Source organism: Xanthomonas sp. SS, assembly GCF_014236835.1.
Lineage (GTDB): Bacteria > Pseudomonadota > Gammaproteobacteria > Xanthomonadales > Xanthomonadaceae > Xanthomonas_A.
Genome location: NZ_CP051190.1, coordinates 2,477,612 through 2,492,523, shown reverse-complemented (window position 1 = coordinate 2,492,523; position 14,912 = coordinate 2,477,612). Strand labels below are relative to the sequence as shown.

General features: G+C 68.2%; 11 protein-coding genes and 5 tRNA genes. 3 read left to right on the top strand and 13 right to left on the bottom strand.

Features of this window, described 5'->3' with window-relative positions; genetic code table 11:
* Positions 1-47 precede the first annotated feature (47 nt).
* From HEP74_RS10285 to HEP74_RS10265, 5 genes are all read right to left on the bottom strand, one after another.
* Positions 48-123, bottom strand: a tRNA-Glu gene (locus tag HEP74_RS10285).
* 48 nt (positions 124-171) lie between these two features.
* Positions 172-247 (bottom strand) — tRNA-Ala (locus HEP74_RS10280).
* A gap of 105 nt (positions 248-352) precedes the next feature.
* Positions 353-428 (bottom strand) — tRNA-Glu (locus HEP74_RS10275).
* A 48-nt stretch (positions 429-476) separates the two neighbouring features.
* A tRNA-Ala gene (locus HEP74_RS10270) sits at positions 477-552 on the bottom strand.
* A 532-nt stretch (positions 553-1,084) separates the two neighbouring features.
* Positions 1,085-1,171: transfer RNA gene (locus tag HEP74_RS10265), tRNA-Leu, on the bottom strand.
* 134 nt (positions 1,172-1,305) lie between these two features.
* On the opposite strand from HEP74_RS10265, the gene HEP74_RS10260 reads away from it, so the two are divergent.
* Both HEP74_RS10260 and HEP74_RS10255 read left to right on the top strand, forming a co-directional pair.
* Positions 1,306-1,686, top strand: a complete 381-nt coding sequence (locus tag HEP74_RS10260) for a response regulator (RefSeq protein WP_185816347.1) — start codon at positions 1,306-1,308, stop codon at positions 1,684-1,686.
* A 157-nt stretch (positions 1,687-1,843) separates the two neighbouring features.
* Positions 1,844-5,647 carry a PAS domain-containing protein gene (locus tag HEP74_RS10255; RefSeq protein WP_255427928.1) on the top strand — a complete coding sequence of 1,268 codons (3,804 nt, stop codon included), beginning with the start codon at positions 1,844-1,846 and terminating at the stop codon, positions 5,645-5,647.
* A 57-nt stretch (positions 5,648-5,704) separates the two neighbouring features.
* Here HEP74_RS10255 and HEP74_RS10250 read toward each other — a convergent pair whose 3' ends face one another.
* The 3 genes from HEP74_RS10250 to HEP74_RS10240 form a co-directional block, all read right to left on the bottom strand.
* Positions 5,705-8,077, bottom strand: a complete 2,373-nt coding sequence (locus HEP74_RS10250; protein ID WP_185816346.1) for a Tex family protein — start codon at positions 8,075-8,077, stop codon at positions 5,705-5,707.
* 126 nt (positions 8,078-8,203) lie between these two features.
* A complete protein-coding gene (locus HEP74_RS10245; protein ID WP_185816345.1) occupies positions 8,204-9,829 on the bottom strand; it encodes a hybrid sensor histidine kinase/response regulator in 1,626 nt (541 codons plus the stop codon).
* A gap of 75 nt (positions 9,830-9,904) precedes the next feature.
* Positions 9,905-10,120, bottom strand: coding sequence for a hypothetical protein (locus HEP74_RS10240; protein ID WP_185816344.1), 216 nt, complete (start codon positions 10,118-10,120; stop codon positions 9,905-9,907).
* Between the two features lie 176 nt (positions 10,121-10,296).
* Between HEP74_RS10240 and HEP74_RS10235 the strand changes: the two genes are divergently transcribed.
* Entirely contained in the window at positions 10,297-11,508 is a 1,212-nt protein-coding gene (locus HEP74_RS10235; RefSeq protein WP_185816343.1) for an NAD(P)/FAD-dependent oxidoreductase, read from the top strand.
* Positions 11,509-11,511: 3 nt separating this feature from the next.
* On the opposite strand, the gene HEP74_RS10230 is transcribed toward HEP74_RS10235, so the two are convergent.
* Genes HEP74_RS10230 through phaE form a run of 5 tightly spaced genes read right to left on the bottom strand, consistent with a single transcriptional unit; the run spans position 11,512 to position 14,901 of the window.
* Complete coding sequence (locus HEP74_RS10230) at positions 11,512-11,967, bottom strand: hypothetical protein (protein WP_185816342.1); 456 nt, start codon at positions 11,965-11,967, stop codon at positions 11,512-11,514.
* Positions 11,964-12,167 carry a PspC domain-containing protein gene (locus tag HEP74_RS10225; RefSeq protein WP_179564868.1) on the bottom strand — a complete coding sequence of 68 codons (204 nt, stop codon included), beginning with the start codon at positions 12,165-12,167 and terminating at the stop codon, positions 11,964-11,966. Before HEP74_RS10225 ends, HEP74_RS10230 begins: the two co-directional genes overlap by 4 nt.
* A gap of 28 nt (positions 12,168-12,195) precedes the next feature.
* The gene (locus HEP74_RS10220) at positions 12,196-12,600 is read right to left on the bottom strand and encodes a DUF5329 family protein (RefSeq protein WP_524540781.1); all 405 of its coding nucleotides are present in this window, start codon (positions 12,598-12,600) and stop codon (positions 12,196-12,198) included.
* Between the two features lie 19 nt (positions 12,601-12,619).
* Positions 12,620-13,696, bottom strand: a complete 1,077-nt coding sequence (locus tag HEP74_RS10215) for a class III poly(R)-hydroxyalkanoic acid synthase subunit PhaC (protein ID WP_185816340.1) — start codon at positions 13,694-13,696, stop codon at positions 12,620-12,622.
* Positions 13,693-14,901 carry a class III poly(R)-hydroxyalkanoic acid synthase subunit PhaE gene (gene phaE, locus HEP74_RS10210; protein WP_185816339.1) on the bottom strand — a complete coding sequence of 403 codons (1,209 nt, stop codon included), beginning with the start codon at positions 14,899-14,901 and terminating at the stop codon, positions 13,693-13,695. Before phaE ends, HEP74_RS10215 begins: the two co-directional genes overlap by 4 nt.
* Positions 14,902-14,912 lie beyond the last annotated feature (11 nt).

The following is a 14,912-nucleotide window of genomic DNA, read 5'->3' as shown; positions in this document are numbered from 1 at the left end:
AACGCAGACAAAAAAACACCCGGCAATGCCGGGTGTCTTCTTGTAGATGGCGTCCCCACGGGGATTCGAACCCCGGTCGCCACCGTGAAAGGGTGATGTCCTAGGCCTCTAGACGATGGGGACGCTGATAACGATGTAGCTTTTGCGGACAGGCCTAATGCCCGAAAAAGATGGTGGAGCCAGCCGGGATCGAACCGGCGACCTCTTGCATGCCATGCAAGCGCTCTCCCAGCTGAGCTATGGCCCCACGTGTACTGGCAGAAGCGGAATCTTACTCGATTTTGGCGGCATGTACAAACCCCGCACAAAAAAAGTCCGGCAGTGCCGGACTTCAGATTTCTTGCAAATAAAATGGCGTCCCCACGGGGATTCGAACCCCGGTCGCCACCGTGAAAGGGTGATGTCCTAGGCCTCTAGACGATGGGGACGCTGATAACGATGTAGCTTCTGCGGACAGGCCTAGTGCCCGAAAAAGTTGGTGGAGCCAGCCGGGATCGAACCGGCGACCTCTTGCATGCCATGCAAGCGCTCTCCCAGCTGAGCTATGGCCCCACGTGTGCTGCGAGGAGCGGAATATTAGCGATGGCGCCCTGCCTGCGCAAGCGTTTTTTGAAGTTTTTTTAACGCCGCGGCGCAGGCGAATTCGGCGACCGATTGTCGAACGCGCCGATCGTCTGCATCCATCGCATCGACGCAATCGTGTTCGATCGCATTCGATTGCCGAAAGCTGGCCACTGTCGTTGTGCGGGCCAGACAGACGCGCCGAGCGCGAAAGGCCGAATCGCACATCACATAATAGATAGATAGCCAAGGAAGGCGAAGTCGCTATCGGCTTCCCGCTCCAGTTCGCCCGCGCGGCAGCGTGGACGGGAACAGGTCATTACTTCCAGTTCCCGGGCAAGCAAGCATCGATGGGAAGCAAAGGGATGCCCTGCCCGCCTCCAGCAAGCACAGGAGATCGACGCCGGCTTCGGTGCAGATGCGATCCTCCCGGCCAGACACCGCGGCGCGGCGGCATGCCGGTGCGGAGCCCCAAACCCGATCGCGCAAAAAACAAACGGCAGCCGAAGCTGCCGTAGGTTCCTGGTGCCGAAGGTGGGACTCGAACCCACACGCTTTTAAGGGCGGCGGATTTTGAGTCCGCTGCGTCTACCGATTCCGCCACTTCGGCGCGGCCGCGAAGTATAGCCGACCGCAACCGGCTGCGACAGGGGTAAATCCTTCATCTTCGTTGGGATCGCGATCCAACCAGGGTCGGCGCGGCTGCCGCTATAATTTCCGTTCCCAAACCTTAACGAGCAAGCGATGTCGGCATTGCGGGGCCTGCGTATCCTGGTGGTCGAGAACGACGAAATGAACGCCACGCTGCTGGAATTGCAGCTTGCCCAAGCCGGCGCCGACGTGATCGGCCCGGCGGAATCGGTGCGGGAAGCGCTTGTGCTGATCGACCAGGAGCGGCCGGATCGGGCGGTGCTCGATTTCCGCCTGGCCGCCGGCGAGACCAGCGAGGCGGTCGCGCGGATGCTGACCGAGCGTGCGATCCCGTATGTGCTGGCCACCGGCGTCGCGGCCGAATCGCTTCCTGCCGGCTTCGCCGCCGGGGTGGTGCTGACCAAGCCCTATCTGTCGGAACAGCTGATCAAGGCGCTGGGCGATGCTCACGCGAAAATGACCGCTCGCCCTTGAGAATCCCGGATCGGGAGCCTGCCCCGCAGGGATCGATTCGAGGGATTTCGCCATCAACGCTCATGACCGATCGCCCCCTCCTGTCTGGCTACCCGCCAACAGCGTCACGGGAGACCTGCTATGCGCCATCGATTGGTCCAGCCATGAGCTGGGACCGATGCAGGAATGGCCGCAGAGCCTGCGTTCGGCACTGTCGATCTGCCTGAGCTCGCGCTTCCCGATGGTGATCCGCTGGGGTGCGCGGATGATCAACCTCTACAACGACGCCTATATCCCGATCCTGGGGATGCGCCATCCCTTCGCCTTCGGGCGCGCGGTGGCCGAGGTGTGGCCCGACGTGTGGCCGACGGTGAGCGCGCAGGCCGAACAGGTGATGGCCACCGGCGAATCGACCTGGAACGAGCACGTCCCGTTCGTGATGATGCGCAACGGCTACAGCGAAGAGGTGTATTTCACCTTTTCCTACAGCCCGCTGTTCGACGACCACGGCGGCGTCGGCGGCGTGCTGTGCGTGTGCACCGAGGACACCGCCCGGATCAAGCTGGAACGCGAGCGCGATGCCTTGCTGAAGGCGCTGGATGCGCAGCGCACGCAGATGGCCGACGCGTTCGAGCAGTCGCCGGCGGCGCTGGCGATCCTGCGCGGCCCGGACTATGTGGTCGAAAGCGTCAATCGCCGCTACCAGCAACTGGTCGGGCCGCGCGAGGTGGTCGGCAAGCCGCTGGCCGAGGCAATCCCGGAGATCCAGCAGCAGGGCTTCATCCGCCTGCTCGACAACGTGCGCGCCAGTGGCCTGCCCTTCACCGGCGAGTCGATGACCTTCAACCTGCGCCGCACGCCGCACGAAACGGTCTCCGAAACCACGCTGGAATGCGTGTACCAGCCCATGCGCGACACCGAAGGCAAGGTCACCGGGGTGCTGGTCCACGGCATCGACCGCACCGAGCAGGCGCGCGCGCAGGCCCATGACAGCTTCCTGTTGATGCTCGAGGACGCGCTGCAGAACCTCGACAGCGCCGAGGCCATCTGCGAGACCGGCGCCGCGCTGCTCGGCCGGCACCTGCAGGCGAACCGCTGCGCGTACGCGATCGTCGATGCCGACGAAGATACCTTCGATGTACGCGCCGACTATGCCGACGGCACCGCGCATCTGACCGGGCGCTCGCGCCTCAGCGATTTCGGCAGCGACCTGCTGGAATGCATGCGCGAGAACCGGCCATGGGTGGTGCAGGACAGCGAGACCTATTCGCCGCCGCCGCACTTCGACAACCCCGGCTACCGGCGCCTGGGCATGCGCGCCTTGCTGAGCGCGCCCCTGCACAAGGCCGGGCGCCTGGTCGCCGTGGTCGGTGTGCACCAGTTGCGGCCGCGGGTATGGACCTCGGCGGAAATCGAACTGGTGCGGCTGGTCGCGGCGCGCTGCTGGGAATCGATGGAGCGCGCCAGCGCGCAGTCGGACCTGGCGCTTAGCGAAGCGCGCCTGCGCGAGTTGGCCGATGCGATGCCGCAGATCGTGTTCACCGCCACGCCCGAGGGCGACGTCGACTATTTCAACCGGCGCTGGTACGAATACACCGGCCTGCCGGTCGGCGAATCCAGCTACGACAGCTGGCGCAAGGTGCATACCGAGGACGGCCTGGCGCGGGCGCTGCAGGCCTGGCCGGAGGCCGTGCGCAGCGGCCAGCCCTACGAAATCGAATACCCGCTGCGCCGCCACGACGGCAGCTATCGCTGGCACCTGGGCCGCGCGCTTCCGATCCGCGACGACGGCGGCCGGATCGTGCGCTGGATCGGCACCAATACCGACATCCACGATCGTCGTGTGGTCGAGCAGCGCCTGCAGGAAAGCGAACTGCGCTTCCGCAACCTGTGCGACAACGCGCCGGTGCTGATCTGGATGGCCAACGCCGATGGCGATTGCGAATACGTCAGCCGCCAGTGGTACCTGTTCACCGGACAGACCGAACAGGAGGCGATGGGCTCGGGCTGGATGGAGAAGATCCACCCCGACGACGCCGCGGCGGTCGGGCGCACGCTGGCCCGCGCCGCCGCCGATCGCCGCGCCTTCAGCATCGAATACCGCCTGCGCCGCCACGACGGCGAGTACCGCTGGTGCGTGGATACCGCCTCGCCGCGCTTCAGCTCGTCGGGCCAGTTCCTCGGCTTCATCGGCTCGCTGCTGGACATCGCCGAGCGCAAGCGCATCGAGAACGCCACCGCCGCCGAGCGTGCGGCGTTGGAGATGATCACCACCGGCAAGCCGCTGCGCGCGGTGCTCGAATCGATCGCGCGCGGCATCGAGGCGCAGAGCGACGCGGGCCTGCGCTGCACCATCATGCTGGTCGACGAACACCGCCAGTGCCTGCTGGAAGGCGCCGCGCCGAGCATGCCCGCAGCGTTCCGCAAAATGGTGCACCGCTTGCCGATCGGCGAGCGCAGCGGCTGTTGCGGGCGCGCCGCGTTCCTGCGCCGGCAGGTGCTTTGCAGCGACGTGCGCGTGGACCCGAACTGGCAGGAATATCTGGTCGCGGCCACCGAAGCCGACATCGTGGCCTGCTGCTCCACGCCGATCCTGGCCAGCGACGGCCAGGTGCTGGGCGTGGTCGCGCTGTACCACCCGTTCGTGCACTACCCCACCGTGCACGAGCAGGACCTGGCGCGCTCGGCCTCGCACCTGGCCGGCATCATCATCGAACGCCGCGAAACCGATCAGCGCCTGCAACAGTTGCTCGCCGCCGAGCAGAGCGCGCGCGGCGAGGCCGAGCGTGCCAGCCGCATGAAGGACGAATTCCTGGCCACGCTGAGCCACGAACTGCGCACCCCGCTCAACGCGATCCTGGGCTGGTCGCGGCTGATGCAGGGCGATGCGGTACGCGAAAAGGACCTGAGCCGGGGCCTGGAAGTGATCGAGCGCAGCGCCCATGCGCAGGCGCAGATCATCGACGACCTGCTGGACATGAGCGCCATCCTGTCCGGCAAGGTGCGGCTGGAAGCCACCGAACTGGATCTGTGCGCGCTGGTCGGCGAAGCGATCGATGCGGCGCGGCCCAGCGCCGAGAGCAAAGGCATCGACATCGCCCTGACCCCGTGCAGCGACGCCCCGGTCCTGCCCTATCTCGGCGATGCGGTGCGCCTGCAGCAGGTGCTGACCAACCTGATCGGCAATGCGATCAAGTTCACCCCCAGCGCGGGCAAGATCGCGGTGACGCTCGACAACAGCGCCACCCACCTGCGGATCAGCGTCAGCGACAGCGGCGTCGGCATCGATCCGCTGTTCCTGCCGCATGTGTTCGACCGCTTCCGCCAGGCCGACGCCAGCAGCACGCGCAGCGCCGGCGGCCTGGGCCTGGGCCTGGCGATCGCCAAGCAATTGACCGAAATGCACCACGGCCAGCTGTCGGTGAGCAGCGAAGGCGTCGGCCTGGGCGCCACCTTCACCCTGCTGCTGCCGCGCAACGATCCGCAGAGCCTGCATCCGGCGCGACGCAACGACGGCGCGGCGAACGCCGCCGCCGCGTTGCAGCGCGGCGGGATCCGCTTGAACGGCATGCGCGTGCTGGTGGTCGACGACGACATGGACTCGCGCGGCGTCACCCAGCGTTTTCTGCAGGAAGCCGGTGCGGTGGTCGATGCCGCGGTGTCCGCCGACGATGCCGAATCGCTGCTGCGCGAGCGTCCGTACGACCTGCTGGTCAGCGACGTGGGCATGCCGCGCCGCGACGGCCACAGCCTGATCCGCAGCGTGCGTGCGCGCGGCGCCGGCGCAGTCAGCCGCATTCCGGCGATCGCGCTGACCGCGTACGTGCGCGGCGAGGATCGTTCGCTGGCGCTGGAGGCCGGCTTCAACGCGCATCTGGGCAAGCCGGTGGATCCGGTCAAACTGATCGCGCTGGCCGCCTCGCTGGCGCAGCCGCACAGCGCCACCGAACAGGACCCGAACGCGCAAGCCGAACCGGCCTGAGCCGGCGCGGCGCCACGGCGCCGAACGCGTGCCGCGGCCGCCGCGGCACGCGGCCGCTTAGTTGCGCTTGGCGCGGGCGAACGCGTCGGCCAAGGCGCTGTTCAATGGCGGCGCAGTCGGTGCGCGCGGCTTGCCGTTGCCACTGCCACCATTGCCGCCGCGCGCATCGCGCTCGCGCCGCGGCGCGCCCGGCGCCGGACGCGCGCCGCCATCGCGCTCTCCACTACGCGCCGACGCCGGTGCAGGCGCATCGTCCAGGCGCCGGGTCAGCGCGATGCGCTTGCGCGCCACATCCACTTCCAGCACCTTGACCTTGACGATATCGCCGGCCTTGACCACATCGCGCGGATCCTTGACGTAGCTGTCGGACAACGCGGAGATGTGCACCAGGCCGTCCTGGTGCACGCCGATATCGACGAAGGCGCCGAACGCGGCCACGTTGCTGACCACGCCTTCGAGCACCATGCCCGGCTTGAGGTCCTTGATGTCCTCCACGCCGTCGGCGAAGCGCGCGGCCTTGAACTCCGGACGTGGATCGCGGCCTGGCTTCTCCAGTTCCTTGAGGATGTCGCGCACGGTCGGCACGCCGAACTTTTCGTCGGTGAACTGGTCCGGCTTGAGCGCGCGCAGGAACCCGCCGTCGCCGATCAGCGCCTTGATCGGCTTGCCGGTGGCGCCGACGATGCGCTCCACCACCGGATACGCTTCCGGGTGCACCGACGAGGCGTCCAGCGGCTCGTCGCCATCGGCGATGCGCAGGAAGCCGGCGCATTGCTCGAAGGTCTTGTCGCCCAGCCGCGGCACCTTCAGCAGGTCCTTGCGGCGCTTGAACGGGCCGTTGTCGTCGCGGTGGCGGACGATGTTCTCGGCCACGCTGGCCGACAGCCCGGACACGCGCGACAGCAGCGCCGCCGAGGCGGTGTTGACGTGCACGCCGACCGCGTTGACGCAGTCCTCCACCCGCGCATCCAGCGCCCGCGCCAGGCGGTACTGGTCCACGTCGTGCTGGTACTGGCCCACGCCGATCGCCTTCGGCTCGATCTTGACCAGCTCGGCCAGCGGATCCTGCAGGCGCCGCGCGATCGACACCGCGCCGCGCAGCGACACGTCCAGTTGCGGGAATTCCTTGGCCGCGAATTCGGACGCCGAATACACCGACGCGCCGGCCTCGCTGACCACGATCTTCTCCAGCGTCAGCTGCGGGTTCTGCTTGATCAGATCGGCGGCGAGCTTGTCGGTCTCGCGGCTGGCGGTGCCGTTGCCGATCGCGATCAACTCCACGCCATGCTGCGTGCACAGCTGCCGGAGCGTGTGCAGCGACTGGTCCCACTGCTTGCGCGGCTCGTGCGGATAGATGGTGTCGGTGGCGAGCAGCTTGCCGGTGGCATCGACCACCGCGATCTTGCAGCCGGTGCGGATGCCCGGATCCAGGCCCAGGGTCACCCGCGCGCCGGCCGGCGCGGCCAGCATCAGGTCCTGCAGGTTGTCGCCGAACACCGCGATCGCCTCGGCCTCGGCCTTCTCGCGTGCCTGGTTGAACAGGTCCAGCAGCAGGTGCATGTGCAACTTGGCGCGCCAGGTCAGGCGGCACGCGTCGAGCAGCCAGCGGTCGCCGGGACGGCCCTGGTTGGCGATGCCGGCGCGCACCGCGACGCGGCCTTCGGCGTACTGGTGGCCGGCCTCGGCATCGCTGCCCGGGTCCAGTTCCAGATACACGATTTCCTCGCGGCGCGCGCGGAACAGCGCCAGCAGCCGGTGCGAGGGAATCTTGGCCAGCGCCTCGGCGTGGTCGAAGTAGTCGCGGTACTTGGCGCCTTCCTGCTCCTTGCCTTCGGCCACGCGCGCGCGGATCACGCCGACGTCGGCGAGCCAGCCACGCAGTTCGCCGACCAGCGCCGCGTCCTCGCCCCAGCGCTCCATCAGGATCGCGCGCGCGCCTTCCAGCGCCGCCTTGACGTCGGCCACGCCCTTGTCGGCATCGACGAAGCCGGCGGCGACACTGTCCGGGGTCAGCGACGGATCGGCCAGCAGGCCGTCGGCCAGCGGCTCCAGGCCGGCTTCGCGCGCGATCTGCGCACGGGTGCGGCGCTTGGGCTTGTACGGCAGGTACAGATCTTCCAGCCGCGACTTGGTATCGGCGGCGACGATCTCCGCGCGCAATTCGGGGCTGAGCTTGCCCTGCTCGTCGATGCTGGCCAGCACCGCGGCGCGGCGGTCTTCCAGCTCGCGCAGATAGGTCAGGCGGGTTTCCAGGTTGCGCAGCTGTGTGTCGTCGAGGCCGCCGGTGACTTCCTTGCGGTAGCGCGCGATGAACGGAACGCTGGCGCCTTCGTCGAGCAGGGCGATGGCGGCGCGGGCCTGGGCCGGCTGCGCGCCGATCTCGGCGGCGATGGTATTGGCGATCTGCTGGGCGAGCTGAGTGTCGTGCATTGCATCCGGCCGAAGCCGCCTTGCGGAAAACCCCATTTTCGCAGCGCCGGCGCCGTCCGGGAACCCGTTGACACGGGCGCGCCGACCTGTCGGCGTCGGCTCACGCCGCAGGCCGGCTTGTCGGCATCAGCTCACGCCAGTGGGGCCGTCCAGCACGATGCGCACCTTACGGACCAGCTCCTGGCGGTTGTAGGGCTTGGACAGCACGTCGAATTCGGTGCCGCCGGCGTCGGTGCGCTCGATCGAGGTCTCCGCGTAGCCGGTGGTCAGCAGCACCTTGATCTTTGGCCTGCGCCGCCGCACTTCGCGCGCCAGCATCACCCCGTTGAGGCCGCCGGGCATGATCAGGTCCGAATACAGCAGGTCCACCTGCACGCCCTTGTCGAGCAGTTCCAGCGCTTCGCGCGCGTTGTGCACGACGTGGGTGGCATAGCCCTGGTCCTCCAGGAACAACCGCGCCAGCTCGGCGATGTCCGGCCGGTCCTCCACGATCAGGATCGTCTCGCTGCCCTGCCGGTCGGAGGCGCGGCGCGCGCGCGAATCGCGCGGCGCCGGGTTCTCGACATTGTCGTCGATCGGGAAGTACAACCGCACCGTGGTGCCGTGGCCTTCTTCCGAATACAGCCGCACCGCGCCGCCGGACTGCTTGGCGAAGCCGTAGACCATCGACAGGCCCAGGCCGGTGCCCTTGCCCTCGTCCTTGGTGGTGAAGAACGGATCCAGCACGTGCGCCAGCACGTCCGCGGACATGCCGCTGCCGTTGTCGGTGACCGACACGCAGACGTAGTGGCCGGGCAGCAGATTGTCGTAGGTGGTCGGTTCGTCGGCGCGGATCGAGACGTTGCGGGTCTGGATCACCAGGCGCCGTGCGGGCTGCTCGGCCATCGCATCGCGCGCGTTGATCAGGATGTTCAGCAGCGCCACTTCTGCCTGGGTCGGATCGATCCGGCAGTTGCGCAGGTCCGGCGCCAGGTCCAGCGAGAACACGATGCCGTCGCCCAAGGTTCTCTCGGCCACGTCGCTCATGCCGGCGACCAACGTGTTGAGGTTGAGCACGCGCCCTTCCAGCTTCTGCTTGCGCGCGAAGGCCAGCAGCTGCTGGGTCAGCCGCGCGGCCTGGCCGGACGCGTCGCGCGCGCGCTCCACGCTCTTGCGCAGCCGCGCAGGATCCAGCGGCTCGCGTTCCAGGCCATGCTCGATCAGTTCCAGGTAGCCGGACATGACCTGCAGCAGGTTGTTGAAGTCGTGCGCGATGCCGCCGGTCAGCTGGCCCAGCGCCTCCATCTTCTGCGCCTGGCGCAATGCGTCTTCGGTGTCGCGGCGGCGGCTGACATCCAGCTGCGAGCCGAAGTAATAGACCAGCTCGCCGTGCTCGTTGTAGACCGGCGAGATGAACAGCGCGTTCCAGAAACTGGAACCGTCCTTGCGGTAGTTGAGGATCTCCACCGCCACTTCGTTGCGCGCGGCGATCGCCTCGCGCACGCTGTCCACGGTGTCGCGATCGGTGTCCGGTCCCTGCAGGAAGCGGCAGTTGTTGCCGAGCAGCTCTTCGCTGCTGTAGCCGGTCATTTCCAGGAACGCGCGGTTGACGAACACGATGGGATTGTCCGCCTGCCGCGGATCGGTGACGATCATCGGCATCCGCGTGGTTTCCACCGCGGCGAAGAAGATATCGCTGCGGTGCTCGGACAGATCGGCGGTGGTGCTTTCGTGGACGGTGACGCGCGAATTGCTGGAGTCGGGTGCGGGCATGGTCGAGGAGAGATCGATGCGAACCGCTGCTGGCCCGGCTAGGCGGGCGACCACACCGGGGTTCGCATGCCGGTGTCAACGCGAATAATACTGGTGCAAGCGTTCCACGACGATCTCGTCCTGCAGCGATTCCAGCGCCATGATCCGGACCCGACGATCGCTCAGCGCGAGCACGCGCTCGACATAGATCTCCGGCCCCTTGTCGGTCTCTTTCATCGATTTGCTGAAGCCATAGGGCATCACGCCCTTCTGGCCATCCTTGCTGCCACCGATATACAGAACGACCGACATGACGCTTCCTCTGCTGGGAATTCGTGGAACTGGGGCGCAGCCTACACAGCGCGTCGTGAGGGCGCTCTCCACGCAGGTTAATCGCGGCTGTTTGCCCGCAAATGACTTACGCCTGCCTCACGCCGGCTTAACCGGATCTAGGCATTAGTCGCGCACCTCCACGGCGACCGGCATGTATGGATCTCAAGAGCGGCTATCCCTTCTGGTCGGTGCGCAATGGCCTGATGCAGAGCTTTCCGCAGTTGCGCAGCGACCTGCGCTGCGACGTGGCGATCGTCGGCGGCGGCATCACCGCGGCCCTGATCGCCGACGAACTGGTCGCGCATGGCCATGATGTCGCGGTGCTGGAGCAACGCGACATCGGCTGGGGCAGTACCGCGGCCAGCACCGCGCTGCTGCAGTACGAGATCGACACGCACATGCTCGACCTGGCCAAGCGCTATGGCGAAGACGCCGCCGCCCTCGCCTACCGCTCCTGCGCGCAGGCGCTGGAGCAGTTGCGTGCGCTGGCACGGCCGCTGCGCGACGTCGACTTCGGCTGGAACGACAGCCTGTACTACGCCAGCCGCCGTCGCCACGTGCGCGTGCTGCAGCAGGAACTGCAGCTGCGCGCGCGCCACGGCCTGGACGTGGAATGGCTGGACGCGCAGGCGTTGCGCGCCGGGTACGGGGTCGAGGCGCACGGCGCGATCCTCAGCCACCAGGCCGCGCGGGTCGATCCTTATCGCCTCACCTACCGCCTGCTCGGCCGCGCGCACAAGCGCGGTGCCGGCGTCTACGATCGCACCCGCATCGCCGACATCCAGGTGAACGGCCGCGGCGCCATCCTGCGTACCGACCAGGGCGCGCAGGTGCGCGCCGGCCACGTGGTGATGGCGGCCGGCTATGCCAGCCAGGGCTGGCTGGACCAGCGCGTGGCCAGGAACCGTAGCAGCTACGCCTTCGTCAGCGATCCGCTGGACGACGCCCAGCTCGGCGTGCTGAAGGACACCATGGTGTGGGAAAGCGCGCGCCCCTATCTGTACCTGCGCAGCACCGGCAACGGCCGCATCGTCGCCGGCGGCGAGGACGACAGCGTCGACATCCCGATGCGCCGCGACGCGCGCGTGGACAGCAAGGCGCGCAAGCTGTGCCGCAAGATCGCCAAGGCGATGCCGGGCCTGCAGTTGCAGCCGACCTTCGCCTGGGCCGGCACCTTCGCCGAGACCGCCGACGGCCTGCCGTTCTTCGGCCCGCACCCGCAGCACGGGCCGCGCATGCAGTTCGCGATGGCCTACGGCGGCAACGGCATCACCTACAGCATGCTCGGCGCCGCCCTGCTGCGCGCGCAGATCGAGCGCCGCGCGCATCCATTGAAGCAACTGTTCGGTTTCGCGCGGCTGGACTGAGCGTCAGCGCCGCCATGGCCACCAGCCGTGGCCGTGCAAGGCATAGCGGTCGGCGGCGCGCTCCAGCGGATTGCGCACGCCGACCCCGCCGCAAACGAAGTACACCGGCAGAAACAAGGGACCGAGCAGCAGGTATTGCAGCACGTGGGCGCGCTCGTGGTCGCCCAACCGCACATTGGGATGCTGGCAGCGGCCGGCGGCATGTTCGTAGGTGGCGCACGCCACGTCCAGGTCGTCGGCACTGACCAGGATCACGTTGCCGAGCGTCAACGCCCCGCGCGGTCCCCAGGGGAAGCGGTCGAACACCAGCGCCAGCTCGCGCCGGCTGATCCGCGCGCGTGCGCCGAACGGCATGCCGGCGCATCCGGCGATCAGGCCGAGCAGCGTATTGGGCGAGGTCCACAGCGCGCCCAGCGCGAAACAGGCCAGGCGCAGCGCGGCCAGCGCCGGCCAGGTCAATCGGCTTCGTTGGGAATCAGCAGCCACAGGATCAGATAGACCAGGATGCCGGGAAACGCGGCCGAGGCGATCGAACCGACCACGTAGACCACGCGCAACAGCGTCGCGCTCCAGCCGAAGCGGTGCGCGATGCCGCCGATCACGCCGGCGAGCATGCGGTCGTTGAGCGAGCGCGACAGCGTAGGGGTGGACTGGGACATGGCGGCGGCTCCTGCAGCGAAGGCGCGCTCAGTCTGGGCGCGGCGCCGCGGACACGGCGTGACGGCGCAGCGCAGCCAGTTGCTGCGCGAACCAGGTCGCCGCGTCCTGCTCGGGCTGGCCCGGACAGGCCACCCGGTAGGCCTTCCCGCTGCTACTGCTGCGGGTGGCGCCACGCTCGATGAATTGCTCCGCGCTGGCGGCCAGGTCGCGCTTGCGCAGGTAGTCGTACTTGCGCTGCAGATGCGCCCTGGCTTCCGCCGCCGGATACCAGCTGCCGTTGCGCTTGAACCGGCACGGCGAGGCCTGCAAGGCCGCCAGCAGCGCGGCGATTTCGCGCTCGGCGACTGGCGATGGCGCGGCAGCGGCGACCGTGCAGACGCAGGCCAGGCCGAACGCCAGCAAGCGCACACCGAGCCGTCGCGGGAATCGCACGGCGCGCCGCATCACGCGCTCACTCGCCGCCATCGCGCTCTGCCAGCCAGCGATGCAGCGCCGCCGGCACTTCGCGCTGCGCGCGGCCGGACACGTAGATGCCGATGTGGCCGCCGCGGAAACTGAGTTCGGCATAGTCGTCGCTGCCGACCAAGCCGCGCAGCGCACGCGAGGCGTCCGGCGGCACCAGGTGGTCCTGTTCGGCGTAGATGTTGAGCACCGGCATGGCGAGCTTGGCCAGGTCCACCGCGTGCTCGCCGATGCGCGCGCGGCCATGCATCAGCGCGTTGTCCTGGTAGAACTGCTTGACGAACTCGCGGAAGGTCTCGCCGGCCAGGTCGGGCGAATCGAAGATCCACTTTTCCATGCGCAGGAAATCTTCCAGAGCGCGCGGATCGTCGAGGATGTCCAGCAGCCCGACGTACTTCTGCAGGTTCAGCCGGAACGGTTTGAGCATCAGGTAACTGGCGTTCATCAGGTCCGCCGGCACGTTGCCCAGCGTGTCCACGAACAGGTCCACGTCCACCTGCCGCGCCCAGTTGGACAGCATGTTGTCCGAGGTATGGAAATCCACCGGCGTCACCATCGTCACCAGGTTGCGGACCTTGTGCGGTTGCAGCGCCGCATAGCACAGCGAGAAGGTGCCGCCCTGGCAGATGCCGAGCACGTTGATCGGTGCACCGCCAGCGGCGTCGCGCAGGTGATCGACCGCGCCGTCGATGTAGCGCAGCAGATAGTCTTCCAGGGTCAGGTAGCGCTCGGAACGGTCGGGATAGCCCCAGTCCAGCACGTACACGTCCTCGCCCAGCGCCAGCAGGCCCTTGACCAGCGAGCGGTCCGCCTGCAGGTCGACCATGTACGGGCGGTTGACCAGCGCATACACGATCAGCAGCGGCACCTTCGCGGTGGGCGGCCGCTCGCCGACGAAGCGGTACAGCACCACCTTGCCGTCGCGCCACACTTCCTGCCGCTCGGTGACGCCGTACTGCACTTCGTCCAGCCCCGGCAGCACGCGCAGCCCTTCCATGAGCTTGCGCTGCAGCTCCAGCGTTTCCTGCAGCAGGTCGTCGCTGCTGAAGCTCAACGGCCCTTTCATGCGCGGCTCCTACGCGGCGCCGCAGCCGGCTTGGCACGTGCCGGCTTGGCCGCAGCGGGCTTGGGTTTCGCGGCAGGCCTGGATTTCACACCAAGCTTGGGCTTTGGCTTCGCGACAGGCTTGGACTGGACCGGCGGCTTGGGCGTGGCAGCAGAACGCGCAGCGGACGGCTTGGAAGCGGCTTTGCTCCTCGCGCCAGTCGCCTTGGACGCCGCAGCGGCCGCAGGCCTGGATCGCGACGGCGGCCGCGGTGCGGCCTTGCCGCTTGCGGTCGGTTCCGAAGGCGCCGCCGCAGCGGTCGGCGCAGCACCCCGCTCCAACCGGCGCAGCCGCCGCTCCAGATCGGCGATATGCCGATGCGCCGCATCCAGCTCGGTGCGGGTGGGCAGGCCCAATTGTTCGCACAGCTGCTCGGTCTCGCGTTGCAGCAGCGCACGCAGGCGCATCTGCGCATTGGCGAAGCCGGCGTAGACCTCGCGGAATTCTTCCGACAACGCGGACGCGGCGTAGGCCTCTTCGGCGGCATCGATCCACAGGTCGAACATCGCCCGCGCGTTGGTCAGCTGGCGGCCCGGATCCTCGTGCTCGCGCAGCTTGGCCTCGAACACGCCGAAGGCGCGATCGATCGCACCCTGCAACTGGCCCATGTAGGCCTGCAACTGCGCCTGGTAGTCCTGCTGCGCCTTGGCCAGCGCGCGCCAGCGCGCGTGGTGGTTGCGGCCCGGACCGAAGCCCGGCATCTGCAGCCACGGCCCGCTGTCGCGCTGCCAGCCCTGCAGCCATTGCGCCGCCTGCTGCAGCCAGGGATCCACGCCGGCCTGGCCGGCACCACGCGCGGTGCCGAGCAGCCATTGCAGCATCTGCTCGCGCTGGCCCTGCACCTGCTGCTTCCAGGCGTCGGCCACGTCGGCACTGCTGGCATCGCGCCCGGCGAACTGCGCGGCCACCTGCTGCATCGCGCCGAACCACTCGCCGGCCTGCTGCTGCAGCTGCGACACCGCATCTTCGGCCTGCGCCCCGGTGCCGCGCGGCAACCACTGCGCCCAGGTGTCGATCGCCTCGCGCCACGAACCGTGGCCGGCACCGTCGGCGGGCGCTTGCGCAGCCGCGCCGCCGCCCTGGCGCAACGCGTCGCTCCACGCGCCCCAGTACTGCCGCGCCAACGCTTCGAAATCGCCGGCACCGCTGCCGCCGCTAGCCTTCATCGCCACCCTCC

Coding starts and splice junctions, on each gene's coding strand:
- HEP74_RS10255 (WP_255427928.1), top strand. CDS start 1,844: ATGCAGGAATGGCCGCAGAGCCTGCGTTCGGCACTGTCGATCTGCCTG.
- HEP74_RS10240 (WP_185816344.1), bottom strand. CDS start 10,120: ATGTCGGTCGTTCTGTATATCGGTGGCAGCAAGGATGGCCAGAAGGGC.
- HEP74_RS10260 (WP_185816347.1), top strand. CDS start 1,306: ATGTCGGCATTGCGGGGCCTGCGTATCCTGGTGGTCGAGAACGACGAA.
- HEP74_RS10235 (WP_185816343.1), top strand. CDS start 10,297: ATGGATCTCAAGAGCGGCTATCCCTTCTGGTCGGTGCGCAATGGCCTG.
- HEP74_RS10250 (WP_185816346.1), bottom strand. CDS start 8,077: ATGCACGACACTCAGCTCGCCCAGCAGATCGCCAATACCATCGCCGCC.
- HEP74_RS10215 (WP_185816340.1), bottom strand. CDS start 13,696: ATGAAAGGGCCGTTGAGCTTCAGCAGCGACGACCTGCTGCAGGAAACG.
- HEP74_RS10225 (WP_179564868.1), bottom strand. CDS start 12,167: ATGTCCCAGTCCACCCCTACGCTGTCGCGCTCGCTCAACGACCGCATG.
- phaE (WP_185816339.1), bottom strand. CDS start 14,901: ATGAAGGCTAGCGGCGGCAGCGGTGCCGGCGATTTCGAAGCGTTGGCG.
- HEP74_RS10245 (WP_185816345.1), bottom strand. CDS start 9,829: ATGCCCGCACCCGACTCCAGCAATTCGCGCGTCACCGTCCACGAAAGC.